Annotated in this window: 18 protein-coding genes and 1 riboswitch; of the genes, 2 read left to right on the forward strand and 16 right to left on the reverse strand. The window is 33.2% G+C overall.

The genetic code is table 11. From position 1 onward, the window contains the following. The first annotated feature begins 28 nt into the window (after positions 1-28). A complete protein-coding gene (locus BN1075_RS10090) occupies positions 29-304 on the forward strand; it encodes a hypothetical protein (protein WP_040193015.1) in 276 nt (91 codons plus the stop codon). A gap of 46 nt (positions 305-350) precedes the next feature. Here the strand turns inward: BN1075_RS10090 and ligA are convergent, their stop codons facing one another. The 3 genes from ligA to BN1075_RS10105 all read right to left on the reverse strand — a co-directional run bounded on the left by ligA (position 351) and on the right by BN1075_RS10105 (position 5172). Beyond that, on the reverse strand, positions 351-2348 hold the full coding sequence (gene ligA, locus BN1075_RS10095) for an NAD-dependent DNA ligase LigA (RefSeq protein ID WP_040193016.1): 1998 nt from the start codon (positions 2346-2348) through the stop codon (positions 351-353). 13 nt (positions 2349-2361) lie between these two features. After that, positions 2362-4623, reverse strand: a complete 2262-nt coding sequence (gene pcrA / locus BN1075_RS10100) for a DNA helicase PcrA (protein ID WP_040193017.1) — start codon at positions 4621-4623, stop codon at positions 2362-2364. Between the two features lie 228 nt (positions 4624-4851). After that, positions 4852-5172: a YerC/YecD family TrpR-related protein gene (locus BN1075_RS10105; protein ID WP_040193018.1), complete on the reverse strand. Its 321-nt coding sequence runs from the start codon at positions 5170-5172 to the stop codon at positions 4852-4854. 151 nt (positions 5173-5323) lie between these two features. Next, a riboswitch (SAM riboswitch) is annotated at positions 5324-5434 on the forward strand. 73 nt (positions 5435-5507) lie between these two features. Here BN1075_RS10105 and BN1075_RS10110 point away from each other — a divergent pair. Next, a complete protein-coding gene (locus BN1075_RS10110; RefSeq protein ID WP_040193020.1) occupies positions 5508-6830 on the forward strand; it encodes a Na+/H+ antiporter NhaC family protein in 1323 nt (440 codons plus the stop codon). A 50-nt stretch (positions 6831-6880) separates the two neighbouring features. Here the strand turns inward: BN1075_RS10110 and secG are convergent, their stop codons facing one another. The 13 genes from secG to BN1075_RS10175 form a co-directional block, all read right to left on the reverse strand. Next, complete coding sequence (gene secG / locus BN1075_RS10115) at positions 6881-7114, reverse strand: preprotein translocase subunit SecG (protein WP_040193021.1); 234 nt, start codon at positions 7112-7114, stop codon at positions 6881-6883. 172 nt (positions 7115-7286) lie between these two features. Then, positions 7287-8582, reverse strand: coding sequence for a phosphopyruvate hydratase (gene eno / locus BN1075_RS10120; RefSeq protein ID WP_040193022.1), 1296 nt, complete (start codon positions 8580-8582; stop codon positions 7287-7289). 93 nt (positions 8583-8675) lie between these two features. Further along, on the reverse strand, positions 8676-10202 hold the full coding sequence (gene gpmI / locus BN1075_RS10125) for a 2,3-bisphosphoglycerate-independent phosphoglycerate mutase (RefSeq protein ID WP_040193024.1): 1527 nt from the start codon (positions 10200-10202) through the stop codon (positions 8676-8678). A gap of 29 nt (positions 10203-10231) precedes the next feature. Beyond that, entirely contained in the window at positions 10232-10978 is a 747-nt protein-coding gene (tpiA, locus tag BN1075_RS10130; RefSeq protein WP_040193025.1) for a triose-phosphate isomerase, read from the reverse strand. A 90-nt stretch (positions 10979-11068) separates the two neighbouring features. After that, positions 11069-12265 carry a phosphoglycerate kinase gene (locus tag BN1075_RS10135; RefSeq protein WP_040193026.1) on the reverse strand — a complete coding sequence of 399 codons (1197 nt, stop codon included), beginning with the start codon at positions 12263-12265 and terminating at the stop codon, positions 11069-11071. Between the two features lie 96 nt (positions 12266-12361). After that, on the reverse strand, positions 12362-13369 hold the full coding sequence (gap, locus tag BN1075_RS10140) for a type I glyceraldehyde-3-phosphate dehydrogenase (protein WP_040193027.1): 1008 nt from the start codon (positions 13367-13369) through the stop codon (positions 12362-12364). A 184-nt stretch (positions 13370-13553) separates the two neighbouring features. Continuing rightward, positions 13554-14609: a sugar-binding transcriptional regulator gene (locus tag BN1075_RS10145; protein WP_040193028.1), complete on the reverse strand. Its 1056-nt coding sequence runs from the start codon at positions 14607-14609 to the stop codon at positions 13554-13556. A 364-nt stretch (positions 14610-14973) separates the two neighbouring features. After that, positions 14974-16356, reverse strand: coding sequence for an RNA polymerase factor sigma-54 (gene rpoN / locus BN1075_RS10150; RefSeq protein WP_449727767.1), 1383 nt, complete (start codon positions 16354-16356; stop codon positions 14974-14976). Positions 16357-16506: 150 nt separating this feature from the next. After that, the gene (locus tag BN1075_RS10155) at positions 16507-17445 is read right to left on the reverse strand and encodes an ABC transporter permease (RefSeq protein ID WP_040193030.1); all 939 of its coding nucleotides are present in this window, start codon (positions 17443-17445) and stop codon (positions 16507-16509) included. After that, a complete protein-coding gene (locus BN1075_RS10160) occupies positions 17438-18514 on the reverse strand; it encodes an ABC transporter permease (RefSeq protein WP_040193031.1) in 1077 nt (358 codons plus the stop codon). The genes BN1075_RS10155 and BN1075_RS10160 overlap by 8 nt, the downstream gene beginning before the upstream one ends. 7 nt (positions 18515-18521) lie before the next feature. Continuing rightward, positions 18522-20048 carry an ABC transporter ATP-binding protein gene (locus tag BN1075_RS10165; RefSeq protein WP_040193032.1) on the reverse strand — a complete coding sequence of 509 codons (1527 nt, stop codon included), beginning with the start codon at positions 20046-20048 and terminating at the stop codon, positions 18522-18524. 289 nt (positions 20049-20337) lie between these two features. Then, entirely contained in the window at positions 20338-21447 is a 1110-nt protein-coding gene (locus BN1075_RS10170) for a BMP family lipoprotein (RefSeq protein WP_040193034.1), read from the reverse strand. A gap of 129 nt (positions 21448-21576) precedes the next feature. Continuing rightward, positions 21577-22668: a BMP family lipoprotein gene (locus BN1075_RS10175; RefSeq protein WP_040193035.1), complete on the reverse strand. Its 1092-nt coding sequence runs from the start codon at positions 22666-22668 to the stop codon at positions 21577-21579. Positions 22669-22796: the final 128 nt, after the last annotated feature.

A 22796-nucleotide genomic window follows, 5' to 3' on the forward strand; every position in this document is an offset into this window, starting at 1 on the left:
AACGAGAATTTTTTTTGGAGGTTGAACTATGTTTTACTTGGACATTATTTTAAAATCTCTTGGTATTCTTTCACTAATAGCATTCATGATAATTTTCATCTGGGGATTTGTTGTATTTAACGGCATCTACAGCCAAATGAGATACACAAATTACTTACTTGAAAAAATATCTCATATTCTTAACATACAAGAAAGAAATCGAAGATATAATGATAAATTAACTTCTACAGAAGGCAGTAATTCAAATTCAGATGCTAACATAGATGAATGTGATATCGCAGAAACTTTTGATGATGAAAAATAAAATAAGCTGATGAAAAGAAAGTAATAATCTTTTCATCAGCTTATTTTTATATCATGTTCTTAAAATCTTCTTCTGATAAAATTTTAATTCCAAGCTCAACGGCTTTAGTATATTTAGATCCTGCATCCTCACCAACAATTACATAGTCAGTCTTCTTGCTGACAGAACCCGACACCTTGGCTCCCAGATCTTCCAGCTTATCCTTTATCTCTGTTCTTGAAAAATCCTGCAGACTTCCTGTTACAACTACAGTTTTCCCTGCAAATGCATTATCTACAACTTCTTTTACTTCAGTTTCTCTAGGCTTAACCCCTAACTGAAGAAGTTCATTTATTGTTTCCTTCGATTTTTCCAAAGAAAAGAACTCAACAATATTTTTTGCTACTACATCCCCTATATCAGGAATTGCAACTAACTGTTCAAAGGTTGCATTTTCAATATTCTCTAAAGTATTAAAGGTTTTAGCTAAATCTTTCGCAGTTTTCTTACCTACATTAACGATTCCTAAGCTATAAATAAACGAATCAAGCTCACAATCCTTACTTTTTTCTAATGCATTAAGTAAATTCTCTGCTTTTTTCTTACCAAACCTCTCTAAGCCTTCTAACTGCTCTTGAGTCATTCTATATAAATCTGATATAGACTTTATACCTAACTGCTCAAAAAGCTGCTCTGCAGTCTTCTCGCTAAATCCTGCAATGTTCATAGCTTCTCTGGAAGCATAATGCACGATAGTTTTTACCATTTGTGGTTTACATGCCAAGGTATTTTCACAGAATATATGAACTCCATCTCTAAACAATGCTTCTCCACAGCTAGGGCATACTTCTGGTGCTTCAATTTCTTTTGTTCCTTCTAATGATTCTTCAACTACTCCCATAATTTCTGGAATAACATCATTAGATCTTCTCACAAAAACTGTTGCTCCAATACGTACACCTTTCCTTGCAATATCATCCATATTATTTAAAGTTGCTCTTTTTACTGTTACTCCCGCCAATTCCACTGGTTCTAATATAGCTGTAGGGCTAACTCTTCCACTTCTACCAACATTCCACTCTACATCTAAAAGTGTTGTCGTTGTCTCCTCTGCTTCAAACTTAAATGCAATAGCCCACTTAGGAAATTTAATTGTATAGCCTAAAACTTCTCTAGTTCTCATATCATCTATTGCAATAACAATTCCATCAATATCATAATTTAATGAAGGTCTAATTTCATTTATATATTTTGTCTGCTCTTCTATTTCTTCTATGCTGGATACCTTACAAATATAATTATCCATAGGCAGCCCCATTTTCTTTATAAAACCTAACATTTCTTCATAGGTCTTAAACTGCTGACCTTCGTTATATCCAACATCATAGAAAAAAGCAGATAAATTTCTTCTGGCAGTCTCTTTTACATTTAAATTTCTTAAAGCTCCTGCGGCTCCATTCCTAAGATTTTTAAGTGGTGTTTCAGCATTCTTATTATACTCTTCAAAGGCTTCTTTTGTCATAATAGCCTCACCATGGATTTCTAACACATTATTGTTATCAATCTTTAAAGGAATAGACTTAATAGTTTTAACCTGACTTGTAATATCTTCCCCAACTTCTCCTGTACCTCTTGAAGCAGCTACTGATAGAATTCCATCTTCATCATAGGTTAAGTTAACAGAAAGCCCATCAAACTTTTTTGTTATAATATACTGAAGCTTCGGAAGCTGCTCTTCATGAGTACTATTAAATTCCTTCACAGCCTTTAAGTTTCTATTATGCCAATCCACAATTTCCTCTATTGATTGAGCTTTATCTAAACTCCACAATGGAGCTCTATGTCTATACTTTTTGAATTCATCAAGAACCACATCTCCAACTCTAAGAGTCGGAGAATATGGTAATACTTCATTTAATTCCTTTTCAATTTCCTTAAGTTCATCATATTTTTTATCATACTCTTTATCCGAAACTGAAGAATTATCCAAAGTATAATATTCATAGGAATATCTATTTAACTCTTCAATAAGCTCCAGCATTCTTTCACGTTTTGAACTACTCATAAATATCCTCCACCTATAATAATTCTAATCCTGCCTTATTCAGCATTAATTTTTTTATTCCCATATTATTAAAGGCTATTGTTACAATGGTTCCTGAAGCATCCTTAGTCGTTGATACAACAGTACCTATTCCAAACTTCCCATGCTTAACCTTTCTGCCAACTGTAACTTCACTACATGATATTCCTTGAGATGCAGCTACCTTTTTTTCATTTAAGAAGTCAGCATTACTTGAGGTTGACTTATTATAAAAACTATTTCTAAAGGAATGAGGATTATTGTCTCTCTCCATTCCAAAGGTACTGCTACTAGGTGAAGTTCCTGGTTTTTGATGAACCCTTGTTACTTCATTTAAACTAGTTCTTAGCTCCTTAGGAATTTCATTTACGAAATCTGAAAGAGGATATGCTACCGTTCTACCAAAAACCATTCTTTGGTCTGCAGAAGAAATATATAAATTCTCCTTTGCTCTTGTTATTGCAACATATGCAAGCCTTCTTGATTCCTCCATTTCACTATTGCTGTTTAATGAAGACATTCCTGGGAAAATACCATTCTCCATACCAACTAAGAATACCACTGGGAATTCAAGTCCTTTAGCACTGTGAACAGTCATCATAACTACAGCATCATTATCTTCCTCTAAATTATCTATATCAGATACTAAAGTAACCTTCTCTAAGAATGCACTTAAAGATTTATCCTCAGAAGAAGCTTCAAAGGCAACAGCATCAGAAACCAATTCCTTTAAGTTCTCAACTCTGCTTTCATCTTCTGCACTCGTAGATCCCTTGAGCATCTTCATATATCCGCTTCTATCTAAAATTTCCTCAATTAAATGGGAAACACTTAAATTTTCTGCATCTGTAATCAGTGTATTCATTAAGCTCACAAACTTATTAATGCTTGTTATAGTTCTTGCTGTAAGGTTTGGAATAAAGTCTGCATCTAATAAAGCATCATACATACAGATTTCCTTATCAGTAGCAAACTCCTGAACCTTTGCAATAGTTGTATCACCTATACTTCTCTTTGGCTCATTTATTATTCTTTTTAAGCTTACATCATCTAATGGATTATTTATCAGCTTTAAATAAGCCATAATATCCTTTATTTCTTTTCTTTCATAGAAACGAAGTCCACCAACAATTTTATATGTTATTGAGTTACGTCTAAAAGCTTCCTCAAAAATACGAGATTGAGAGTTCATTCTATAAAGTATAGCAAAGTCTTTAAGACTTCTGCCTTCTTCAGTCATTAATCTTTTAATTTGAGTTGCAACAAAGTTACCTTCATCTATATCACTATAAGCCCTATATACCTTAATTGGGTCTCCAGCTTCACTTTCTGTTCTAAGAGCTTTATCTTTTCTTTGGGCATTATTTCTGATAACTTTATTGGCAGCTTCTAAAATGTTTGACTTAGATCTGTAGTTCTGCTCAAGCTTAACCACCTTCGCCTTAGGAAAATCTTTTTCAAAATCTAATATATTGTGAATATCTGCACCTCTCCATGCATAAATACATTGGTCATCATCACCAACAACACAGATATTTTCATTCTCATTTACTAGTAACTTAACTAGTTCATATTGACACTTATTAGTATCTTGATACTCATCTACTAATATGTACTTAAATTTTCTTCTATAAAACTCTCTAACTTCTTCATTTTCTTTAAACAATCTAACTGTTAAATATATTAAATCATCAAAGTCTAAAGAGTTTGCTGTCTTAAGCTTCTTCTCATAAGCTAGATATACATCAGCAATTTTATTCATTCTAAAATTATGTTCATTTTCTTTTTTAAATTTCTTTGCAGAAATTAATTTATTCTTAGCGTCAGATATCTTTCCAATTATCTCACCTTCAGTTAAGTCTTTATCATTTATATTAAGCTCCTTCATACATTGCTTAACTAAAGACTTAGCGTCATAGCTGTCATAGATGGTGAAATTTTTATTATATCCCATCTTGTCAATTTCTCTTCTAAGAATTCTAACACAGCTTGAGTGGAAGGTTGAAACCCACATACCGTCAACTACATCCCCTACAAGACCTTTAACTCTTTCCTTCATCTCACCAGCTGCTTTATTTGTAAAAGTCAGCGCTAATATTTGTGATGGATATATATTTAAATCATTTATCATATGGGCTATTCTATAAGTTAAAACCCTTGTTTTTCCTGAACCAGCACCTGCTAATATTAATAATGGTCCTTCAACGGTTATTGCTGCCTCATACTGTTCTTTATTAAGCAGATTTTTCAAGTCCATTTAATCACTCCTACATCTATATAAATTAGCTTCATGTTTACAAACCATAGATTTGAACACTCACTTATTTTTAATCTATCTTTTATTATATCATATAGTTACATATTATAAACGAATTTTATCCAATTTAAGAATTTATGTTCGCGAATTCTATTCCATCATATAGTATTATCCGTCTTAGAATAAAAAAAATACTTAACCTATATGATTAGGTTAAGCATTATTTATCTACAATTCTTCTTTATAATAGTCCTTCCAGTTTACCCTTTCAAAAATAGCATCATACCCATTTGTACCGTAATTAAGGGATTTATTAACTCTGCTTATGGTGGCGGTGCTTACACCAGTACTACTGGCAATATCTAAATATGTTTTCTTATTCTTTAGCATGGTAGCAACCTTAAGTCTTTGTTCCATTGCTTTTATTTCAGTAATAGTACATACATCTTCTAAAAATCTATAGACTTCTTCTCTAGTTTCTAAACATCTGATTGCATCAACTAAGTAATCCATTTCCAAACTTTTAAGTTTAGACTTATATTCTTCCATTATTTACATCACCCCTATTAATATTATAGGGTTAAATTTAATTTATGTAAATATTTTTAGAAAATAAAGAATATTTTTAATTATTTCTCTCACCCTATTAGCTATTGACATTTTATGCTCTTTAAAATAATATAAAACTAATTAAAAATATATCTTATCAAGAGTGGTGGAGGGACTGGCCCGTCGATACCCAGCAACCAATATGTTCAATACACATATAATGGTGCTAAATCCTGCAGCTTTTCATGCTGATAGATGAGTTTACTTAGTTAATTCTAGCTTGAGTTCATCTCAAGCTTTTTTTATTACTTAAAATTACTTAAAGGAGACTTAATATGAATAACTCAAAAACAAAAGGCAATGCTCTTGCTTTGCTGCCCCTAGGCGTATTCCTACTATTATTTATTGGAAGCGGAATTATAAGTGGAGACTTTTATAAGATGCCGGTTCTTGTTGCTTTCATCATTTCTACTTCTACAGCCTTTTTAATTAACAAAAGAGCTGACTTTTCCACTAAGTTAGAAGTGTTTTGTAAAGGTGGTGGAAATAAAGACATTATCTTAATGCTGATGATATTTTTATTTGCAGGTTCCTTTAGCAGCGTTGCGAAATCCATGGGAGGTGTTGATTCCATTGTAAACTTAGGATTATCTATTCTTCCAGCTAATCTTTTAGTTTCAGGTTTATTTATTATAGGATGCTTCATATCAATCTCTATGGGTACCTCTGTTGGAACAATTGCAGCACTTGGACCTATTGGATTGGCTATCGCTTCAAAAACAGGAATTCCAACAGCTTTAATTTTAGGTGCTGTTGTTGGCGGTGCTATGTTCGGTGACAATTTATCTATGATATCTGATACCACAATTGCAGCTACCAGAACTCAGGGTTGTGAAATGAAGGACAAGTTTAGAGCTAACTTCTTAATTGTACTCCCAGCTGCAATAATAACTGTAATAATTCTTACCCTTTTAACTATTGGTTATAAAGGCACTCCTTCTTCAAATTACAGCTATGAATTAATAAAAGTTTTGCCTTATATGTTTGTGCTTATCGGTGCTATTCTTGGGACAAATGTATTTTTCCTTTTAGGCGGAGGTGTTATCCTTGCAGGAATAATTGGATTAATTTCAGGAGCTTTTGATATGTTTGGATTAATTGCTGCAATCTCAAGTGGAATGGTTTCCATGCAAGAACTATGCTTAATTTCTATCGTTGTTGGTGGAATGGTTGAATTAATTAAATTCAATGGAGGTATTGATTTTCTACTGAACTTTATAACTAAAAGAATTAAAAGTAAGAGGGGTGCTGAATTGGGAATTGCTGCTTTAGTCAGTGTAATGGATTTATGTACTGCAAATAATACAATAGCTATTGTAATGGCAGCACCGCTAGCTAAAGATATTTCCGAAGAATATGAAGTAGACCCAGCAAAGTCTGCTAGTCTATTAGATATTTTTTCATCAGTATGGCAGGGCATCATCCCTTATGGCGCACAACTTTTAACTGCCGCAGGTCTTGCTGGTATATCTCCCTTTGAAATAATAAAATACCTGCATTATCCTATTTTAATGTTAATCTGTGGGTGTGTTTCAATAGCCTTTGGAATTCCAAAAATAAAATCTATTAAATCAAAATCGGCTAAACCTGCCGCTTAACATTTGCAATAACCGTATAATAAAAAGCTATCTTAATAGATAGCTTTTTTCTATAGTAGTATTCTGTTAATTAAGATAGTTGCTACTGCAAATACTATTGCAGATACTATTGTAAGCTTCATAAGGAAAGCTTCTTTAGTCTTTGTTTTGTTTTTGCTATAGAAAGTTTCTGATGTTCCTGAAACAAGCCCACCAAGTCCTGATGCCTTACTTTCTTGTAAAGATATTGATATTATTACTAGTATTGCTGATATAACAATAATGATTTCAAGTGCTGTTCTCATCGTGGCACCCCCTTAAAATATTCCTAAATATCTATCTCCCATTTTATCATAGGAAAAATGTTTTTACAACTTGAAAAGCAATAAATGTAAATAGCCCTTCATCCATATTGAATTAAAAGCAGGGACAAATAATTATCCCTGCTTAATTTCATAATAAATTTAATTACTTAAATTATCTTTTTACGTTGTAGAAAGATTTTAAGCCTCTGAATTCAGCCATATCGCCTAACTCTTCTTCAATTCTTAATAATTGGTTGTACTTAGCAACTCTTTCACTTCTAGCTGGTGCACCAGTCTTAATTTGACCAGCATTTGTTGCTACAACTAAGTCAGCAATAGTGTTATCTTCAGTTTCTCCAGATCTGTGAGATACTACTGCAGTATATCCAGCTCTAGATGCCATTTCGATAGCATTTAAAGTTTCAGTTAAAGTACCGATTTGGTTTAATTTTATTAAGATTGAGTTAGCAGTTTCTGCTTCAATTCCTCTTGATAATCTCTCAGTGTTAGTAACGAATAAATCGTCTCCAACTAATTGAACTTTGTGTCCAATTTTATCAGTTAGGTATTTCCAACCTTCCCAATCTTCTTCAGCCATACCATCTTCGATAGAGATGATCGGGTATTTTTCACATAACTCTACATAGTAATCAGCCATTTGCTCTGGAGTAAGAATTCTTCCTTCTCCAGCAAGATTGTATTTTCCATCTTCGAAGAACTCAGATGAAGCTGGGTCAAGAGCTATGAAAGCATCTTTTCCTGGAACGTATCCAGCTTTTTCTATAGCTTCGATGATAACTTTTATAGCATCTTCGTTGCAGTCTAAGTTTGGAGCAAATCCACCCTCATCACCAACACCAGTGCTTAAGCCTCTAGCTTTTAATATTCCTTTTAATGCATGATAAACTTCAGCACCCATTCTTAAAGCTTCACTGAATGAAGAAGCTCCAGCAGGCATTACCATGAACTCTTGAAGGTCAACGTTGTTATCAGCGTGAGATCCACCGTTTAATATGTTCATCATTGGAACTGGTAGAACTTTAGCGTTAACTCCTCCTAAGTATTGGTATAAACCTAATCCTAAGTAGTTAGCTGCTGCTTTAGCACAAGCAAGAGAAACTCCTAGAGTAGCGTTAGCACCTAATTTAGCTTTGTTGTGTGTACCATCTAATTCGATTAAAGCTTTATCTATAGCAACTTGATCGAAAATGTTCATTCCAACTAATTCTTCAGCGATTATTTCATTTACATTTTCAACTGCCTTTAAAACACCTTTTCCATTGAAGAACTCTTTATCACCATCTCTTAATTCTACAGCTTCAAACATACCTGTAGATGCTCCTGATGGTACTGCTGCAACTCCAACTGTACCGTCTTCTAATACTACCTCTACCTCTACAGTTGGGAATGCTCTTGAGTCAAGTATTTGTCTTGCAAATACGTCAATGATTTCAACATATTGTTTCATTATTCTTCCTCCTAAACTTTGTTTATATAAATCTATATTAATAAATTTACATCCATAAAAAATTATACTATACTTACTTATTTTTGTAATGTTTTATATTAAAGATTTTCCTTCCATTTCCTTAGGTATGTCAAGACCCATCTCTGTAAGAATTGTAGGAGATATATCTGCTAAAATTCCATCTTCCTTTAAATCTTTTGAATGGTTTGATACATATAAGAAAGGAACTAAATTTGTTGTATGTGCAGTCATAGGCTTTCCTGTTGAATAATCTATCATAGATTCAGCATTTCCATGGTCAGCAGTAATAAATACTGTTCCGTCCATAGATACTACTTTATCGACAACTTTTCCTAAACACTCATCCACTGTTTCTACCGCTTTAACCGCAGCTTCAATTACTCCAGTATGACCAACCATATCTGGATTTGCATAGTTAAGAATAACTAAATCATACTTATCTTCGCTTAGAGCATTAATCACTGCATCTGTAACTTCATATGCACTCATTTCAGGTTTTAAGTCATATGTTGCAACCTTAGGTGAAGGAATCAGAATTCTGTCTTCCCCTTCATTTGGTTGCTCAACTCCTCCATTAAAGAAGAAGGTAACGTGAGCATATTTTTCTGTTTCTGCAATTCTAAGCTGCTTAAGACCTTTTTTGCTGATATACTCACCTAAAGTGTTAGTATAATGCTCAGGAGTGTATGCCACTCTTACATTTTCTAAAGTTTTATCATATTGAGTCATACATACATAAGTTAAACTTAATCTATCTCTTTTGAAACCAGAAAACTCTACATCATTGATAGCTCTTGTAATTTCTCTAGCTCTGTCTGGTCTGAAGTTAAAGAATATTACAGAATCTTTATCTTTAATATTTCCAACCGGTTTATCATTTTTTGTTATTACTGATGGAACAACAAATTCATCTGATTTATTATCATGATAAGCATCCTTTAAAGCCTCTACAGCTGAAGTATATTTATTTCCTTCACCTTTTACGATGGCATTATAAGCAAGCTCTACTCTTTCCCATCTGTTGTCTCTATCCATTGCATAATATCTTCCAGAAAGAGTTGCAATTTCTCCAACACCTTCTTCAGCCATAAATTCTTGTAAATCCTTAACAAAATTTATTGCAGAACCCGGTGCCACGTCTCTTCCATCTAAAAAGCAGTGAACATAAGCCTTTTTTATACCTTTTTTCTTACAAAGAGATAAAAGTGCTTTTAAATGGTTTATATGTGAGTGAACTCCACCATCAGATAATAACCCCATAAGGTGTACAGCAGAATTATTCTTTAAAGCTTCATCACATGCATAGTTTAAAGCTTCATTATCAAAGAATGTTCCTTCTTTTATTTCTTTCGATATTCTAGTAAGTTCTTGGTATATTATTCTTCCTGCACCTATATTTAAATGTCCAACTTCTGAGTTACCCATTTGTCCCTCTGGAAGACCAACATCTAAACCACATGCTGATAACTGTGTATGAGGATACTTAGCCATCAAATTATCAAAATTAGGCTTTTTAGCTTCCCTAACAGCATTACCATCTACGTTATCACTTATACCAAAACCATCTAATATCATAAGCATTACTGGTTTTTTATTCATATTTATCTCCATCCTAAATTTATCACATATTAATAATTTACAATTGCAGCAAAATCCGAAGCTTTAAGGCTAGCCCCACCAATCAAGCCTCCATCTATGTGTTCCATAGCCATTTGCTCTTTAATAGTTGATGGCTTAACGGATCCACCATATTGGATTCTGACTTTCTCTGCCACATCATTTCCATATAGTTTACCCACTACGCTTCTAATGAATCCAATTGTATTATTTGCATCTTCAGCTGTAGCAGTTTTTCCTGTTCCAATTGCCCATATTGGCTCATATGCAATAACAAGCTCTTCTACTTGTTCTTTGCTAAGTCCTAATAAATCAAGCTTTACTTTAGTTGCAAGAACTTCTTCTGTTATACCAAGTTCTCTTTCACTTAAACTTTCCCCTACACATAAAATTGGAGATATATCATGAGAAAAAGCAGCCTTTAATTTCATATTAACAGTTTCATCTGTTTCATTAAAATACAGTCTTCTTTCACTGTGTCCAATAATTACATAATCTACCCCTAGTTCCTTCAGCATTAAAGGTGACACTTCACCTGTAAATGCTCCATTATCCTCAAAGTGCATATTTTGAGCACCTACTTTTATATTAGTACCCTTGCAAAGTTCTACTGCCGTAGGTAAAGATAAAAATGTAGGACATACCACTACATCACACTTTGCATCCTTAATCATTGGTTTTAATTGATCTATTAAAGCAGCAGTTTCTGAAATAGTGTTATTCATTTTCCAGTTACCTGCTATTATTGCTCTTCTCATAATTACCTCCTAAAAATATTACAAATTTATACCTATATTATAAACATATATTTACTAGAAGTCCATTTACTTAAAGCCATTTATTTAGTTTTATTTATTTTGTAGTGCAGCTATACCAGGAAGTGTTTTTCCTTCTAAGAATTCAAGTGATGCTCCACCACCTGTAGATATGTGAGTCATTCTATCACCTAATCCAAAGATATTTACTGCAGCTGCGCTGTCTCCACCACCGATAACAGTAACACCTTCACACTTAGCCATTGCTTCTCCAACCGCTATTGTTCCTTTACTGAAGTTTTCAAATTCAAAAACTCCCATAGGTCCATTCCATACTACTGTTTTAGAACCTTCTATAACACTAGCATAAACTTCTCTTGTCTTTGGTCCGATGTCTAATGCCATGTATCCATCAGGAATATTCTCATTTTCAGTATCTACTGGAGTTGCATCTTTTGAAAACTCTGATGCAACAACATGATCAACTGGAAGATATAACTTAACGTTCTTTTCTCTAGCTTTATTCATCATTTCAATTGCATAATCAAGTTTATCTTCTTCAACTCTTGAAGTTCCGATGCTGTAGCATTGAGCTTTTAAGAATGTATAAGCCATTGCTCCACCAATTATTAAGTTATCTACTTTTTCTAAAAGAGCATTGATAACATTAATTTTATCTGAAACCTTTGATCCACCAAGGATAGCAGTGAATGGTCTTTCAGCATTATCTATTGCATTTCCTAAGAACTGAAGTTCTTTCTCTATTAAGTATCCGCAAACCGCTGCGTCAACATACTCAGTTACACCAACTGTTGAACAGTGTGCTCTGTGAGCAGAACCAAAAGCATCATTTACATATACTTCACAAAGAGAAGCTAATTCTTTAGAAAAATTTTCTTCATTTTTAGTTTCTTCTTTTCTGTATCTTGTATTTTGAAGAAGTACTATCTCTCCATCTTTCATGTTTTCGATAGCTTTTTTTGCATTCTCGCCAACAACTTCAGCATCATCTGCAAAAACAACTTCTTTATTTAATAACTCGCTTAATCTTACCGCTACTGGTGCTAAAGAAAGCTCAGGCTTTGGCTCTCCTTTTGGTTTTCCAAGGTGTGAGCAAAGTATAACTTTAGCTCCATTTTCTATTAAATAATTTATTGTTGGCATTGCACCTAATAATCTATTTTCGTCAGTAATTTTGCCATCTACTATTGGCACGTTGAAGTCACATCTAACTAATACCTTTTTACCTGTTACATTAACGTCTTCTACTGATTTTTTATTATATGACATATAATTACCTTCCTTCTCATCAAAAAATCTAGTTCATGAGTGTCTCGCTGAACTAGATTTTTTATTGTATTATCTGCTATTTATATAATTTGCTAATTATAATCTGTCAGCAACATATTTTGTTAAGTCTGCTAATCTGTTTGAGTAACCCCACTCATTGTCATACCAAGATACAACTTTAACTAAGTTATCTCCCATTACCATAGTTGATAATCCGTCAACTATTGAAGATCTTTCATCTCCTCTGTAATCGATAGATACTAGTGGCTCTTCAGAGAATCCTAATATTCCTTTTAAAGCTCCTTCTGATGCTGCTTTTAAAGCTCCGTTTACTGCTTCAGCAGTTACTGGCTTTTCAGTTTCAAATACTAAGTCAGTCATAGAAACTGTTGGAGTTGGAACTCTAACTGCCATTCCGTTTAATTTTCCTTTAAGTTGTGGTAATACTAGTGCAACTGCTTTTGCTGCTCCAGTTGTTGTTGGGATCATAGCCTCTGCTGCTGCTCTTGCTCTTCTTAAATCTTTGTGAGGAGCATCTAATATTTTTTGGTCGTTAGTGTAAGAGTGAATTGTTGTCATAAGACCGCTCTTAATTCCGAACTCTGCATCTAAAACTTTAGCAAATGGTGCTAAACAGTTTGTAGTACAAGAAGCATTAGAAATTATGTTGTGCTTCTCGCTATCATATTTTTCTTCGTTAACTCCCATAACTATTGTTATATCTTCATTTTTAGCTGGAGCAGATATTAAAACTTTTTTAGCTCCTGCTTCAATGTGTGCTTTAGCTTTAACTGCATCTGTGAATAATCCAGTAGACTCGATTACTATTTCTGCACCTTGAAGTCCCCAAGGAATGTTTTTGGGATCTCTCTCAGCAAATATTCTTATTTCTTTTCCATTTACTATGATAGAATTTTCAGTAGCTTCAACTGTTCCATTGAATCTTCCGTATAAAGCATCATATTTTAAAAGATGTGCTAATGTTTTAGGGTCTGTTAAGTCATTGACTCCCACTATTTCTATATCATTGCTATAGTTATTAAGAATTGCCTTAAAAACATTTCTACCTATTCTTCCAAATCCATTAATACCAACTTTAACCATTACAAAATACCTCCTAAATTTAAGTAAAATACTTTTATATTTATATTTTGTGCTAACTTATTTTAAATTTATAAGTTAAGCATTGTTAACATAATAAGCATTTAACCAAATCTTTGATTTGGTTAATTTGAGCTTAAGTAACACTAGAAATCCTAAATTTCATAAGTGAACCTCACTCATTAGACTACTCCTTAGAATGAATATTACAAGGAGTTTCCTTCAAAATTTTCAAAACAGCTCTTCCTGTTTCTTCATCGGTAATTAAAACAGAATTACTTCTCCCCTTTTCAATAGCTGCAATCGCCTGTGCTTTATTAACACCTGCCGAAACTGCTATCATATGAGGTATAGCATCAATTTCTTCTCTTCTGATTCCTATTGCAGGCATTGAGTAAACCACTTCACCATTACAATTAAAATAATGTCCAAAGGCTTCTCCAACTGCACCACACTCTATTATTCTACCCTTTACTTCTCCAGTTAAACTTCTTTTTTCACACATTTCTTTTGCAAGACCAATTCCATGAAGTAAAACTTCTGAATTTCTTATAGCTGTAAAGATATCTTTTATTTCACTTTCTTGAATCATTGCATCAAACAAGGTTTGACTTAAATTATCTGGAATATGAAGCTGTTCATAGGACGCTGACATCTTATTAGCTAAAACTTCTACTAATGTATTAGCTTGCAGTTCTGTTTCCTTCCCCATCCCGCCTCTGCCAGGTAAAACCTTGACATTTTTATATTTCTGCAGAACAGGAAATTTATCAACTACCTCTTTTATAGTTCTTCCCCCAGTTAAGGATATTATTATGTCATCATGTAAAATTTGTTTAAGATAATTTGCTGCTGCTTTACCTAATTCTTCAAACAGCGTATCATCCTCTTCAACACTACCATTGATTATTATAACTTGATGAACACCTAAGTTCTTTTTTAACTGAGCTTCTAAAAGATTTATTCCACTAGTTTCTCTCATAAACTCTCTAAGTCCATTTAAAACATCTTCACCTTCTTTTGTGATATTCATACCTGCCGAAGTTATATCGATAAGGCCTTGATCTTTCAAGAAATTTGTTTCACTTCTAACTATTCTTTCTGAAATCTGAACAGTTGCAGATAATAGTCTTCTTCCAATAGGCTGTCTATATTTTATGTTCCTTAAGAGTTTATATCTTACTTCTAATACCTCTAACAATTCTGGTATCAGCTGTTTTTGTAACCTTATTAACTGTTCCATTTTCACCCCTGTTGACGATTATTGTCCCTGTGGACGATTAATGTCCCTGTGTTAATTTTTAACTACACATTAATTGTACGACAATTCTCCTAATTTGTGAAGTGTTTTTTTTAATATTAAGAAAAAAATATTTTATTTTTTATTTCTATATTCTTTTATTACATATATTAGTGTTATATGAAACCCATTCTAAAATTTGTTCAAATGAATGCTCAAAGAGTAAGTTCTAGTATCCAAATCATAGATTTAGACTATTCCTTAACTTCACATTATCAAATCATAGATGCACTCTGTGAAAGTTCCACTACCCAAATCAAAGATTTGAGTAGTGGAACTTTGGTATGTTCAATTAAGAAAGGTATAGTTATACCAGTCTTTTTCTTTGAGAAGAGGATTTTATCCCCAATTCCTCCCTGTATTTTGCAACAGTTCTCCTTGATATATCTATACCTTGTTTGTTTAATTGTTCACAAATAACTGAATCAGAAAAAGGTTTATTTTTGTTTTCACCTTCAATTATTCTTTCTATATCCTTCTTCACATTACTAACAGACACTTCTTCATTTCTTATATTCACATAACTTGTAAATAAACTCTTGATTCTTTTTATCTCACCGCTATTTAAAGCAACATATTTATCTCTAATAGCTCTGCTCACAGTAGACTCATGCATATCTAACTTTTGTGCTATATACTTGATAGTCATTGGTTTTAAATAATCATCCCCTTTATCAAAGTATTCTCTTTGTGATTTAACAACTTCCTCCATCACTCTGCACAAAGTATTTTTTCTGCTTTCTATACTTTTTATTAAAAACATAGCACTGCTAATTTTTTCTTTTACATATTCGATAGTGTTTTTATCCTGACTAAATTCTAAAACCTTCTTATATGTATTATTTATCATAAGCTTAGGTAATACACCTTCATTCATAAGCACTATATATTCATCATTTAACTTTCTAACATATACATCCGGTACAACATATCCTATTTCTTCTCCTGTAAAAAAACCTCTAGATGGCTTAGGTTCCAATTCTTTAATTATATCCTCATATTCCTGCACCTGTTTAGGTAGAATATTTAGAATCTTGCTTAATTGTTGATATTTTCCCTTGGATATTTCTAAAAGATACTCATCAATAATTCTGTTTAAAATCTCATCATGAATACCTTTTCTTCCAAGCTGAATTTTAAGGCACTCACTCAAATTCCTAGCACCAATTCCTGCTGGTTCAAAACTTTGTATTATTTCTAATCCTTTTTCAACTAATTCTAAGGAAACATTCAACTCTTCAGAAACCGCTCCAACAATTTCTTCATCTAAATAACCTCTACCATCAATATTATCAATTATGTAATTACTAATATATTGTATAGGTTTACTAACACCACTATACATAACCTGATCCTTCAAATAATCTTTTAAAGTCGGCTTATTACTAATAAAATTCAAAGGTGAAAGCTGTTCTTTTTCTTCATCTTGAGAATACGCACGACTACTATAACTGTCAAACTCAAGATATTTAACTAAATTTCTATATTCAGCCAGCTCATTACTTTTAAAATTATCTTCTTTTAAATTTTCAACATTATTATCTATATCCAGAACAACATTTTCCTGTAGTTCTTTATCAATATGCTGTAAAAGCTCATAGGATGACATTTGTAAAAGCTTTATAGACTGCTGCATTTCCATGGTCATTACCAACTTTTGCTCTTGACTTAATTTCAAATCAAATCCCATGTTCATTTTCTCCACCCCTTTATGTAATACTATATTATCACACTGTAGATAGAATTTTCAATCAACTTATTGTAAACCTTTTTATACCTTCGAGATTTTATACATAAAAAAAGCGGAGAAAAATTTTTCTCCGCTAAATTCTTTTTTTAATTATCTTCCATTTTTCTCGTAAGCTTCACCTGATGCTGCTGGAGCACTTGTTTTACCAACAAATCCTGCTAGAGCTAACATTGTAAGAACATATGGTATTACAGTAAACACTTCTGATGGAAGTGCCCATCCAAAACCTTGAGCAAGTATTTGAAATGATTCTCCGAATGCAAATAATAAACATGCTCCAAAGGAACCAATTGGTGTCCAGTTACCAAAGATTACAGCTGCAAGAGCTATAAATCCACGTCCTGATACCATACCTTCTCTATATATTGGAGTGATACCTATTGATAGTGCTGCTCCACCTAAACCTGCAAGCATACCAGATAAAACAACACAAGCATACCTCACTTTATAAACATTTATTCCTAATGTATCTGCAGCCTTTGGATGTTCTCCAACAGCTCTTATTCTAAGACCTACAGAAGTCTTATATAAAACAAAATGTGCAACAAACACTAGAATTATCGCTAGAATAACAAACCAGTTTAACCCGCCTAATATATCTCCTAATATCGGAATCTTTTTTATAAACTCAGGTAATTTATATGGAAGAGTGCTAACTACATCGGTTTGACCACCCTTACCAAATAATATGAATATCAAGAAGCTAGCTAAAGCTGATGCAAATAAGTTAATTGCAGTACCAGATATAACCTGGTCCGCCTTTAAATTTATTGAAAGCACAGCATGAACAAGTGCTAAAACCCCTCCTGCTATTATGGCAAATAACACCCCAATTAAAGGATTTCCTGATATAAATGTTCCCCATACTGCAAAGAATGCACCTATAGTCATCATACCTTCAAGTCCTATATTAACTACACCTGAACGCTCTGAAAACATTCCTCCAAGTGCTGTGAAGATAAGTGGTGTAGCTATTCTTAGAGTAGCTGTTATAAGAGAAATTATTGCTGCTAAGATTGCGCTATCCATTCATTATCTCCCCTTTCTTTTTCTTATTATCAAAGTAAGTAATAACATAATCAGTAGCAACAAATATGATGATTACTGATTGAATTAAGAATACTATTTCTTTTGGTATTCCACTAATTTGAAGTGCTCTTGAACTACTATTTAAAGCTCCAAATAATACCGCAGCTAAAATACATCCAATAGGATTCTTTTTAGCTAAAAGAGCAACCGCAATACCATCAAATCCGTAACTTGGAACAACCATAAAATCTTGAATTAAATGCTTAACTCCCGCAACGTGAGTAGCTCCACCAAGGCCAGCAATGGCACCAGATAAAACCATAGCTAACACCGCTTTTTTAGCTATATTAATTCCACCATATTCAGCTCCATATGGGTTTATACCAACTGCTCTTATTTCGTATCCTGTAGTAGTTTTCCATAGTAAGAAAGCCATAAGAATAGCAACTATTATTCCAATAAATATACTATAGTTAGCTCCATTACTTTCAACAAATCTTGGAATCATAGCACTTGCTTGAATCTCAGGACTTGATGACTTACCAGGCACCCCAAAGGCCGTTCTTAAAATAAAATAGTTAGCTAAAGCAATAGATATGTAGTTCATCATTATTGTATTGATAACTTCACTAGTACCAAACTTAGCTTTAAGGAATCCTGGAATTGCTCCCCATATTCCTCCAAACACAATACCTGCAAGAATCATTAAAGGTATATGGACAATTGGGCTAAGTCCTGGAATACATCCAACCATAGCTCCTCCAAGCATACCTAAAACAAACTGTCCACCAACACCGATATTGAACAGACCACATCTAAATGCAACAGCATTTGCAACCCCTGTAAATATTAACGGAGTTACTTCAGCAATAGTTGATAAAACGTTTTTAGATGTTCCAAAGCTACCTCTCCAAATAGTTGAAACCAAATCACTTAAAGCTGTAAAATACTGTGTAATAGGGTAACCTTTTGCCCACATTACAAAGAACACTGAAATAAATAAAGAAAGTATAACCGCTACTATCGGAAAGAGGATGGCTTTAGCGGAACCTTTAAATTTTTCTTTCATTTTACTTTTATTCCCCTTTCTTATCTAAGCTTCCACCAGCCATTAAAATACCTAGTTTCTGCTCATCTGCATCTTTTCTATCTAAAATATCTACAATTTCACCATCATACATAACAGCAATCCTATCTGAAAGAGCCAACACTTCATCAAGTTCAAGAGAAACTAAAAGTACAGCTTTTCCTTTATCTCTTTCCTCTACTAATCTGCTGTGAATGTATTCTATTGCTCCAACATCAATACCTCTTGTTGGCTGGGCAGCAATTAAAAGTTCTGGATCTTTAGCAATCTCTCTTGCTGCAATTAACTTCTGCTGGTTACCACCAGATAAAGCTGATGCAAATACATCTGCATTAGGAGTTCTTACATCAAACTCTTCAATTAATTTTTCACAATGAGTTCTTATTGCTTTATAATCCATGATAAAACCATTTTTCGTGAACTCTTTATTTTTATGAATACCTAAGATAGAGTTTTCAACTAAAGAGTATTTAAGTATCAAACCTCTTTTATGTCTATCCTCTGGTATATGACCTACTCCAGCATCAATTATCTCTCTTGGTGATTTGCCATATAAGTCCTTACCATTCATAGTAATACTTCCATTATGAGGCTTTCTAAGGCCAGTTAAAACTTCTAAAAGTTCTGTTTGACCATTACCATCAACACCTGCTATTCCTAGTATCTCTCCACCACGAACTTCAAAGGAAACATTTTTAACTGCTGGAATCCCTCTTTGGTCATTAGCAGAAAGATTTTCAACCTTAAGAATCTCTGAGCCAAGTTTGGCAGCTTCTTTCTCAACTACTAGGTTTACTTTTCTTCCAACCATTAATTCTGCAAGTTCATCTATATTAGTATCTTTTGTTTTTACAGTTCCAGTTACTTTACCTCTTCTAATGATTGTAACTCTGTCACTCATGCTCATAACTTCTTTTAATTTATGAGTTATAAGTATTACTGATTTTCCTTCTTTTTTAAGATTATCAATAATTTTTCCTAATTCATCAATCTCTTGAGGTGTTAAAACTGCTGTAGGCTCATCAAGTATTAATGTTTTTGCTCCTCTATAAAGAGCCTTAAGTATTTCAACCTTTTGTTGTTGACCAACAGATATGTTTTCAATTACTGCATTTGGATCTATAGCAAATCCGTATTTATCTGCAATTTCCTTAACATCAGCCACCGCTTTCTTTCTATCAAGCTTTAATCCTTTTTTAGGCTCACGTCCTAATATTATATTTTCAGCTACTGTAAAATTATCTACTAGCATGAAGTGCTGATGCACCATACCTATACCAAGCTTAATAGCTTCATTAGGGTTATCAATTTTAACTAATTGACCATCAACATATATATCACCCTTTTCCTGCTGATAAAGACCGTAAAGTATATTCATCAGGGTTGTTTTTCCCGCTCCATTTTCACCTAATAATACGTGAGTTTCACCTTGTAACAGATCGAAGTCAACGTTATCATTGGCAATTGTACCAGGGAAAACTTTGGTTATGCCCTTCATTTCAATTACTTTCTTCATTTCCCTTCCTCCTTAATAATACTACCTGCATTTGCTGCTTAAATACTTAGATATGTAATAATTTTCACGCAAATAAAAGTGCTACTATATATTCTTTATAATCCGTCTTATATTATACCATAAAACGTTTTTTATAGGTATTTTTTTATTTTTCTAATAATTGTATATCGATCTAGTGTTAAACGTCACTTTATTAAAAATTCTATAACATTAATCTACTAAACTTATCAGTCAGAAAAAGCTAGATAAAAATATCTAGCTTTTAATTCATAAAATCATATGTGTTTTATTAGTTTACTTTAAAATCTTTAACTTCTGCTCTTGTTCCTGGAACTTTAATTTCACCTTTTTTAATCTTTTCCTCAAATTCTTTAGCCTTTTCTATAACTTTAGCATCAGTATTCTTAGAAGTAGAATCTGACATTCCAACTCCGCCTTCAGCTATTCCAAGCACTTTATTTCCACCTTCAAATGTTCCATCTACAACTGACTTAGCAGCGTCATAAGTAGCATTATCTACTCTCTTCATCATAGAAGAAAGCATTACATCAGCATATTCAGGAAGTGATACTTGTTGGTCCATATCAACTCCTATAGCCCATACATCTTGTCCTTTTTCTTTTAATTCTTTAGTAGCTTGGAATAATCCTATTCCACATCCACCTGCCGCATGGTATATTACGTCAACTCCATCATCATAAAGAGACTTAGCTAACTCATATCCTTTATTTGTATCAGCAAAAGAATCTGCATACTTAACAGTTGTTCCTACTGCTTTTCCATCTGGACTTATTAAACCTTTAGCAGCCTCTGGGTTAACAGCAGCTACTCCTGCAGCAAAACCTGCTTCAAATTTTACAATTGTCTCTTGATCTTTACCACCAATAAATCCAACTTTATTAGTTTTAGTCGTTAATCCAGCTATAACTCCCATTAAGAAAGAGCCTTCTTCTTCTTTAAAAGTAATAGATAGTACATTTGGTGCATCTACAACTGAGTCAATCAGACAAAGTTTTGAATCTGCGTTATTTTTAGCAATATTTTTAACTGCATCAGATAATTGATATCCAATAGCAAAAGTTAAATCTGCACCTTCATCTATTAAACCTTGAAGGTTTGGTTCATAATCTTCCTTTTTAGTTGCTTCTAAGTATTTGTATTTTAATCCAAATTCTTTTTCTGCTTTTACAACTCCATCATTGGCAGTTTGGTTGAAGGATTTATCGTTAATTCCACCTTCGTCAGTAGATAAACCTATAAATACTTCTGACTTTGTTCCTTCATCTCCCTTAGATGTGTCCCCTGTGCTTCCTCCATCTTTAGGACTTGCACATCCCACTAAAAGAGTAGCTGTCATTGCCACTGTTGCTAAAAGTGCAACAATTCTTTTCATTTTCATTTCAAAAACCCCCTGAAAAATTTTTATACATATTCACCTTTATTTTACATCAACCTACAAAAAAAAGCTAGTGTAATATCTAGCTTTTTGTAAGTATTCTAACAAATTGTAAACAATCCTATAATTTCATTAGTTTATTTTGAACTCCATTACCCCTTCTCTAGTTGCTGGAACTTCAAACTCACCATTCTTGATTCTTTCTTCGAATTCTTTAGATTTTGCTATAGCCTCTTCTGAAGCATTTGTTGAAGTAGTTTCAGCAATACCAACTCCACCATCAGCAATTCCTAAACTTAAAACTTTACCTTCAAAGTTTCCATCAACTACAGATTTAACTGCATCATATGTTGAGTTATCAACTCTTTTTATCATAGATGTAAGAATTGAGTCAGCAAAATTAGGAAGTGAAACTGCTTGGTCCATATCAACTCCGATAGCCCATACATCTTTTCCTTCGTTTCTTAATTCTTGAGTAGCTTGGAATAACCCAACACCAACTCCACCAGCAGCGTGATATATTACGTCACACCCTTCATTGTATAAAGATTTAGCCAGCTCATAACCTTTGTTTGTATCTGCAAAAGAATCAGCATACTTAACTGTTGCTCCAGTGCTTGTACCATCTGAACTTATAAGACCTTTAGCAGCTTCTGGGTTAACAGCAGCAACACCAGCAGCAAAGCCAGCTTCAAACTTTTGTATAGCTTCTGAGTCTTTTCCACCTATAAATCCAACTTTATTAGTTTTAGTTGTTAATCCAGCTATAACTCCAACTAGGAAAGAACCTTCTTCTTCTTTAAATACTATTGATAATACATTATCTGATTCCACTACTGAATCCACTAGAGCAAACTTTGCTTCTGGATTATTCTTAGCAGCAGCTTTAACTGCATCAGATAATTGATATCCAATAGCAAATGTTAAATCAGCGCCATTATCTATTAAAGATTGTAGGTTTGGCTCATAATCCTCTTTCTTCTGAGCTTCTAAGTAAGTATACTCCACCCCAAACTCATCTTTAGCTCTTAAAACTCCATCATTAGCACTTTGATTGAATGACTTATCATTTATTCCACCTTCATCGGTAGAAAGCCCTATAGAGATTTCAGATTTTGAAGAATCTCCGCCTTCACTACCTGATTTGTCACTTCCACATCCAACTAACATAGTAGCAGAAAGAGCGACAGTTGCCATTAGAGCAATTAATCTTTTCATTTTCATGTAAAAACCTCCCAAACATTTTAACTTATGTATTTATCATTTGTAAGTTGTAAAAGATAATTGAGTATCATATATCATGAAGCTTGTCCTATATTTCAGCATATATGTGCTACACAATTTATTTGCTT

This window comes from Clostridium culturomicium (genome assembly GCF_000821305.1).
Lineage (GTDB): Bacteria > Bacillota > Clostridia > Clostridiales > Clostridiaceae > Clostridium_J > Clostridium_J culturomicium.